Raw genomic sequence first — 6,830 nt, forward strand, 5'->3', positions numbered from 1 at the left:
GCCGCCCGGCCGGCCTCAGGCGCGGGTCGTCCATCCGCGCAACACGGCGTGGATCGCCGGTCGGAACGCGGCCTCGGCCGTGGCGGGGTCGAGGGCCCCGGCCAGTTCGAGGGTCACCAGCCCGTGCAGGGTGGCCCAGATCGACAGGGCGATCGACGCTGCCTCGCCGACGAGGACGGACGCCTCCAACGCGCGATCGATCGCCGCGAGGAGCGGGCGGATCGGGTCACCGGCACCGATCTCCCCCGACGGGTCGAAGGACTGCACACCGCCGAACAGCACCGTGTACAGGTGGCTGTGCCCGCGCCCCCAGTGACGGTAGGCGACGGCCAGCGCGTAGAGGTCGGCGAGCGGGTCCGCGGAGGTCGGCGCCGTCGACAGGTCGTGGAACAGGCCGGCGACGGCTCTGTCGCGCACCGCACCGATCAGCCCGTCCTTGCCGCCGAACAAGGAGTACACCGCCGTCGTCGACGCCTCGGCGGCCGTGGCCACGGCGCGGACCGTGACCGACTCCTGCGGACGGGTGGCGAGCAGTTCGGTCGCGCACTCCACGAGTCGCTCTTTGACGGTCGCGTCGTTCGTTCTCGGCCTACCCATGACGAGAAGCCTAGCGCATTTGATAACGTCGTTTTGAAACAGTGTTCCGAAACGACGGAGGTCTGCCGTGCCCACGTTCGCCCCACCCCTCGCCCGCTTCACCGGACGCCTGTTGCGGGCCCTGGTCGCCGTCGCGACGCTGGTCGTCGTCTTCCTCGCCACGATCGTCCTCACGGACGGAGCGGGATCGGGGCTCGGCGCATGGCTCACGACCCTGGGAGCCGGGGGCGCCGCCGCACTGTGGCGGGGCCGGCGCCGCACCCGGGCGGCGCGGCTCGGGCCGTTCCTGCCGGTGGTCGTCGCGGCGGCGTTGACGGCGCCGGTCCTCATACCGACCGTGCCCACGGACCGGCGGCATCCGCCCGCCCTGCCCTTCGTGGCCACCCAGCACTGGAGCCTGGCCACGGGCAGCCGGGTCGCGGTGTACCACTACCCGCCCGCGAACGCCGGCACCCGGCACCCCACACCGCTCGTCTACCTCAACGGCGGGCCGGTTCGCGGTATCTCGCTCCTCGATCACCGGTTCCTGCAGCTCCTGGCGGGACAGGGCTACGACGTCTACGCCTACGAGCCGGCCGGTGCCGGGCGCAGCGACCTGCTTCCCATGGGCCAGTACACGATCGACAGGTCGGTGCGCGACCTGTCCGCCTTCGTCGACCGCCTGGACCAGGGCAAGGTCGACATCCTCGGATTCTCGGCAGGCGCGGTCGTGCTCACGCGAGCCCTGGCCGACCCGGGCGCCGCCGAACGCCTGCACCGGGCGATCATCGCCGAACCCGGACCGGTCGACGGCCCCGCCGCCCGCATCGAGGGGCCCGAGGGCCGACCGTCCGCGCGCGGCCTCGCGCCGGACATGACCGGACCGCGGTCGACACACATGCCGCGCTACGCAGCAGCGTTCGGCCTCATGCGACTCGGACTCCTCACCCCCGACACCGGGCTCATCGGACAGGCCGAGGGCGACAACGCGTTCACCGCCGCCGACCTCGGCAGCGACACCGCATCCGCCTACTGCGCGCGCGACGCGCACCGCATCCCTGTGGAGGACACCGCACAGAACTTCTCCTTCAGCCCCGCCGCCAGCCTCCGGATCCAGCAGACGGTCAAGGACTCGCCCTCCATCGCACCGCGACTGCGCCAGTCCCGGACCCCCGCGATGCTGATGATCGCCGAGTGCTCCTCCCAGGTCCGTCAATGGGAGACCGCCGTCCTGGCCGATGACCCCGCCGTCCAGCGCACGCAGTACCTGCCCGGGGTCGGACACCACATGTGGAACGGCCTGGACGACAACAACGACCGAGCCGCCGCCGTCATCACCGCGTTCCTCCAGGACAAGCCGGCACCCCTGCCGAACTATCCGACCCGCGACGAGATCCCCGCGTTCCTGCGCGACCGCAAGTGAAGGCCTCGCGGCCCCGGGCGACACCCGGAGGCCGCCTCCACCGCCGGGCCGGGCGGCCGCCGCGTGTGCCGCGCCTCGATCGGCGGCCGCTGATCAGCCGCCGCCCGGCCGTCCGTCACCCGTGGGTCAGCGAGCGGACGTAGACGTGCCAGTCGGAGCCCTCGCCGCCCGGGAGCAGGTTCGGGCTGTTGTCGCCGAACAGCACCGTCCTGCCGTCGTCGGTCACGAACGGCCCGCTCGCGGCACCGTCCTGCGGCGCGCCGTCGGGAGTCGTGGTGAGGAGCTCGGTGCGCCCGGTCCTGAGGTCCTGCCGGTACAGGTCGTGGCGCGCCTCGCCGGCCCGGATGATCGTGTCGGAGCAGCCGCCGGAGAAGTAGATCCACCGGTCGTCGGCGGTGACGGCCGCCGACGGGTCCGCCCAGCAGATCGCGTCCGGGTTGGCGGACGTCCTGATGCTCAGGACCCGGCCCGTCCGCAGATCGTGGACGAAGAGCTCGGTGCGGGACTTGCCGCCCGGCAGCGGACTCGCGCCGAGGGCATAGGCCGCGTAGCGGCCGTCGCGGCTGAGACGGAGGGTCGCGTCCGCCGCGCCGGGCGTCCCGTCGGCGGCGAGGCCCGCGAGGACGGTGGTGCCGCTGTGCAGGTCGGTGGCGTAGAGGGTGGTGTAGCGCGGCCGGAGCAGGCCGGCGGTGCCGTGGTCGGTGGCCGGCAGGAGGTTCGTGGCCCGGGAGGCGAAGCCGACCGTCCTGCCGTCCCCGCTGATCGTCGGGTGCTCCGAGGCGCCGTCGGCGGCGTGCCCGTCGGCCCCGAGGCTGACCAGGCGGGTGGCGCCGGTGGCGCGGTCGGTGACGTAGACGTTCCGCGTGTCCGGGGTGACGGGAGCCCCCGGCACGACGTCGTCGCGGGCCGACATGAAAGCGATGCGCCGCCCGTCGGCGCTGATGACCGGCTGGTAGGAGCCGTGGTCGCCCCCGCCCTCGGCGGACGCGGTTCCCGTGGTGACGGGGCGGGTGCGCCCCTTCACACGGTCGCGGACGTAGACGTTGAACACCCCGTTCGCCTCGGCGGAGAACACGATGTAGCGGCCGTCGCCGCTGATCCCCGCCGTCTCGGTGATCGAGGTCAGCGGGGTGCCGTCGTCGGTGCGGCTGACGAGTTCCGTCCGGCCGGTCCGCAGGTCGCGGACGTACAGGCCGTAGCCGAGGTTCGCGGCCTCCGGCACCAGGTTCGTCGCGGAAGAGCCGAACAGCGCGTAGCGGCCGTTGCCGCTGATGCCCAGGCTCGTGGAGTGCCGGTTCGCCAGGGCGCCGTCCACGCCGAGGTCGACCCGGGAAACGGGGCCCCAGGACGGAGCCGCCTGGGCCGGTGCGGCGGTGACGGTGACGACGGCGGCCACCGCGAGAACGCCGGCGGCGCGCGCCAGCCGACGCGTGCGGGTCGTTCGGTTCGTCGATTGCATGGTGATGCGTCCTCCCCGGATGGTTGGTCCGGCCCGCCTCCGCTCCCCGTGTCGGCGGGCCCGGAGGAGAGCCAAGCGCCGCACGCCGCCCACGGTCAACGGTTCGGGCGGAAACCGATCGAGAATACGTCGCCGGGCAAGGCGCACGGCCCGTGACTCACGAGCCCTCGGCCGCTCCGGACCGGACGGCCGGCGCGGCGGCGAAGGGCCCGTCCAGGGCGGCCCACTGCAGGAGCAGGATGGTCTTGCCGTCGGTGATGCGTCCGTCGCGGACCATGGCGAGGGCGTCGGCGAAGGGCAGTTCGAGCACCTCGATGTCCTCACCGTCCTCCTCGAGTCCGCCACCGGTTCCGGTGCGGTCGGCCGGGGTGTAGGGGGCGGCGTAGAAGTGCAGGCGCTCGGTGACGGAGCCGGGGCTCATGTAGGCGTCGAGGACGTGGGTGAGCGGGCCGAGCGTGACGCCGAGTTCCTCGGCGCTCTCGCGCCGGACGGCGGCGAGCGGGTCGTCGCCGTCGAGCAGTCCGGCGGCGGCCTCGACGAGCATGCCGTCCGGGTGGTCGTTGACGTAGGCCGGGTAGCGGAACTGGCGGGTGAGCAGCACCAGGCCGCGCTCGGCGTCGTACGGCAGGACGACCGCGCCGTTTCCGCGGTCGTAGGTCTCGCGCTGCTGGGTGACCCAGCGTCCGTCGTGGCGCCGGTAGTCGAAGGTGGTGCGGCGCAGGACGTGCCAGCCCTGCGAGGTGAGCTCCACGTCGCGCACCACGACGTCGGGGTTGCGGGTCAGGTCGCGTCCGGCGCGGTCGAGGCCGGTGCGGCCGCGGTGGTCCGGGATGTCGGTCCCGGGGCGGGGGGTCACGCCGTCCCCTGCGGGACGTGGCGCGGGAGGTCGGCGACGTCGTGGTAGACGGGCAGGCCGCGCCTGCGGGCGGTGGCGACGTCCTGGTCGGCGCCGGCGGAGTCGCCGGGAAGCCGGAGCACGGCGTCGCAGTGGGCGAGCAGGCGGTCGGCGGTCGGGTAGAGGACCTGGTCGGCGAGGGGGTCGGTGGGCCCCGCACCGGCGGAGCGCAGCACGGGCAGAGCGATCCATTCCCCGATCACCGGGACGTGGCCGGCCGCGAAGACCGGCCAGGCCGCTGCTTCGAGGCGGGCGAGGTTCGCGGCCATGGCCTGTGGGTCGCCGTCGGTTCCGGAGCGGTACGGGCCGGCGATGAGGACGAGCATGGGCTTCTCGGTCATGGCGCGCTACGATACACGCAGAAACGTGCAAGAACAGGAGAAAGTACGGATGCTGGCTGCCGAGAGACGTGACCACCTGCTGGGCCTGCTCGCCCGCGAGGGCAAGATCGTGGCCAAGGACGTCGCCGCGGGCCTCGGCATCTCCGAGGACAGCGTGCGCCGCGACCTGCGCGACCTGGCCGCCGAGGGACTCTGCCAGCGCGTCTACGGCGGGGCCCTGCCCGTCTCCCCGGCCGTCGCGGACTACGCGGCCCGGCAATCGGTCACGCCGGACGGCAAACGGCTGGTCGCCGCGGTCGCCGCCGCGCTCGTCCGGCCGGGCGGCGCCCTGATCCTGGACGGCGGCACCACCGCGCTCGCCGTCGCCCACGCCCTCCCGCCGGACCTGGCCTGCACCGTGATCACCCACAGCCCGACGATCGCGGCCGCGCTGCTCGACCATGCCCGGGCCGAGGTCTTCCTGCTCGGCGGCCGCCTCTTCAAGCACTCGGCGGTCACCTGCGGCGCCGCCGCCGTCGAGGCCGCCCAGAACGTCTCGGCCGACCTGTGCCTGCTCGGCGTCACCGGCGTGCACCCCGAAGCCGGACTGACCACCGGCGACGCGGACGAGGCCGCGATGAAACGCGCCCTGGCCGCACGGGCCGCGGACACCTACGTCCTCGCCTCGTCCGAGAAGATCGGCACCGCCTCCCGGTTCCGCGTCCTGCCCTGGGAGGACATCAGCGGACTGATCACCGACGCCGATCCCGGCCACCCGGTCCTCGGGCAACTCGCGACGCGCGGTGTGGAGATCCTGGCGGCCGGCTGACAGCTACGGAGCGAACACCGGATCGCACGCTCGGCCGGGGGCCGGAGGAGTCGGCAGGGGCGTGCACGTTCGTTCGCGTTCGTTCACGTTCGTCAACGCAGCGCGAGGACCTGGCCGGGCAGGAGCAGGTCGGGGTCGTCACCGATGACCTCGCGGTTCAGCTCGTGGAGGGCCGGCCAGTCGTCCGGGACGCCGAGGGTCTGGGCGATGCCGCTGAGGGTGTCGCCGGGGCGCACGGTCCAGGTGTCCGAATCGTCGTTCACGTCGTCCGAGGCGTCGTCGTCGGCGCGGAGCAGGGGCACGGGGGAGTGGGGCCGTGCCTGTGTCGGGCGGTGGTCGCGGGCGGCGTGCTCGACGGCGTGGTCGCCGCCGTTGGCGGCACGCCTTCCGCAGGCCGGCCACGGGGCCAGGCCGCGGCGTGCGGCGAGGTTCTCGGCCACGGCGATCTGCTGCTCGCGGGTGGCCTGGTCGGCGCGGGGCGCGTAGCCGAGGCCTCCGTTGGAGCGCCAGGTCGCCGCGTCGAACTGCAGTCCGCCGTAGTAGCCGTTCCCGGTGGCGATGTTCCAGCGCCCTCCGCTCTCGCACCGGGCGAGGGCGTCCCAGTCCACGCCCGTCCGGACTCCCGTGGCGGCGCCCGCGGCGGACGACGCCGTGGCGCTGCCGACAACTCCGGCGAGAGCGAGCAGGGGAAGCAGGAGGGCGAGGACCAGGCGACGGACCACGGACAGCGGTGACATGAAAGCTCCGCACCTTCGGGAACAGGGACCGGGCATCGGAATGCCCTCTCCACCCATGCACAAGGCGGGGCGCCGACAGGTGCCGACAGGGCGGGATCTCGTCCGGGCGGCGGTTCGACACCACTCGAACGCCACCCCCGGCCGCGTACCTCCACCGGGTGGGCAGTCACATCGCCCGTACCGATGGGGAGGTGGGCGAACGTCAGATCTCGGGGAGCCGGCCGACCATTGGGCCACCATCAACGGGCCCGGTGCGAGGCGGCGGTCGTGGGCCGGTTCTTCCGGTCGGTGTGTGCGGGGGGTCGTGGAACGGGCACGAGGGCCTGCGTCCGCGCGGGAGGCGCGGGCGCAGGCCCTCGTGGGTCACTCCGGTGGTCCCTGTCCGGCCCCCGGGGTGAGGGGGGAAGCCGGTGTGTCGGCTTAGTACCAGTGGTGGGACTGCCAGAAGTTCCAGGCGGCGTTCGGGCTGCCGTAGCGGGTGTTCATGTAGTCCAGTGCCCACTTGATCTGGGTGGAGGGGTTGGTCTTCCAGTCCGCGCCGGCCGAGGCCATCTTGGAGGCCGGCAGTGCCTGGCCCAGTCCGTAGGAGCC

7 protein-coding genes and 1 pseudogene are annotated in these 6,830 nt (G+C 73.5%); 2 read left to right on the forward strand and 6 right to left on the reverse strand.

Going from position 1 to position 6,830, the window contains the following annotated elements:
• Nucleotides 1-15: 15 nt before the first annotated feature.
• The gene (locus ACFVUY_RS39735; protein WP_387694329.1) at nt 16-597 is read right to left on the reverse strand and encodes a TetR-like C-terminal domain-containing protein; all 582 of its coding nucleotides are present in this window, start codon (nt 595-597) and stop codon (nt 16-18) included.
• 67 nt (nt 598-664) lie between these two features.
• On the opposite strand from ACFVUY_RS39735, the gene ACFVUY_RS39740 reads away from it, so the two are divergent.
• Nucleotides 665-1,999, forward strand: a complete 1,335-nt coding sequence (locus ACFVUY_RS39740; RefSeq protein ID WP_387736906.1) for an alpha/beta fold hydrolase — start codon at nt 665-667, stop codon at nt 1,997-1,999.
• 115 nt (nt 2,000-2,114) lie between these two features.
• Here ACFVUY_RS39740 and ACFVUY_RS39745 read toward each other — a convergent pair whose 3' ends face one another.
• From ACFVUY_RS39745 to ACFVUY_RS39755, 3 genes are all read right to left on the reverse strand, one after another.
• The gene (locus ACFVUY_RS39745) at nt 2,115-3,458 is read right to left on the reverse strand and encodes a hypothetical protein (protein ID WP_387736907.1); all 1,344 of its coding nucleotides are present in this window, start codon (nt 3,456-3,458) and stop codon (nt 2,115-2,117) included.
• 157 nt (nt 3,459-3,615) lie between these two features.
• The gene (locus ACFVUY_RS39750) at nt 3,616-4,314 is read right to left on the reverse strand and encodes an NUDIX domain-containing protein (RefSeq protein WP_387736908.1); all 699 of its coding nucleotides are present in this window, start codon (nt 4,312-4,314) and stop codon (nt 3,616-3,618) included.
• Nucleotides 4,311-4,694, reverse strand: a complete 384-nt coding sequence (locus ACFVUY_RS39755) for a DUF4406 domain-containing protein (protein WP_387736909.1) — start codon at nt 4,692-4,694, stop codon at nt 4,311-4,313. Before ACFVUY_RS39755 ends, ACFVUY_RS39750 begins: the two co-directional genes overlap by 4 nt.
• 49 nt (nt 4,695-4,743) lie before the next feature.
• Between ACFVUY_RS39755 and ACFVUY_RS39760 the strand changes: the two genes are divergently transcribed.
• A complete protein-coding gene (locus tag ACFVUY_RS39760; RefSeq protein ID WP_387694324.1) occupies nt 4,744-5,502 on the forward strand; it encodes a DeoR/GlpR family DNA-binding transcription regulator in 759 nt (252 codons plus the stop codon).
• Nucleotides 5,503-5,594: 92 nt separating this feature from the next.
• On the opposite strand, the gene ACFVUY_RS39765 is transcribed toward ACFVUY_RS39760, so the two are convergent.
• Both ACFVUY_RS39765 and ACFVUY_RS39770 read right to left on the reverse strand, forming a co-directional pair.
• Complete coding sequence (locus ACFVUY_RS39765; protein ID WP_387736910.1) at nt 5,595-6,239, reverse strand: transglycosylase family protein; 645 nt, start codon at nt 6,237-6,239, stop codon at nt 5,595-5,597.
• 420 nt (nt 6,240-6,659) lie between these two features.
• A pseudogene (locus tag ACFVUY_RS39770) lies at nt 6,660-6,830 on the reverse strand (lytic transglycosylase domain-containing protein); the annotation flags it as partial.

This window comes from Kitasatospora sp. NPDC058063, assembly GCF_042885395.1.
GTDB lineage: Bacteria > Actinomycetota > Actinomycetes > Streptomycetales > Streptomycetaceae > Kitasatospora > Kitasatospora lactacystinica.

Coding starts and splice junctions, on each gene's coding strand:
- ACFVUY_RS39745 (WP_387736907.1), bottom strand. CDS start 3,458: ATGCAATCGACGAACCGAACGACCCGCACGCGTCGGCTGGCGCGCGCC.
- ACFVUY_RS39755 (WP_387736909.1), bottom strand. CDS start 4,694: ATGACCGAGAAGCCCATGCTCGTCCTCATCGCCGGCCCGTACCGCTCC.
- ACFVUY_RS39760 (WP_387694324.1), top strand. CDS start 4,744: ATGCTGGCTGCCGAGAGACGTGACCACCTGCTGGGCCTGCTCGCCCGC.
- ACFVUY_RS39765 (WP_387736910.1), bottom strand. CDS start 6,239: ATGTCACCGCTGTCCGTGGTCCGTCGCCTGGTCCTCGCCCTCCTGCTT.
- ACFVUY_RS39735 (WP_387694329.1), bottom strand. CDS start 597: ATGGGTAGGCCGAGAACGAACGACGCGACCGTCAAAGAGCGACTCGTG.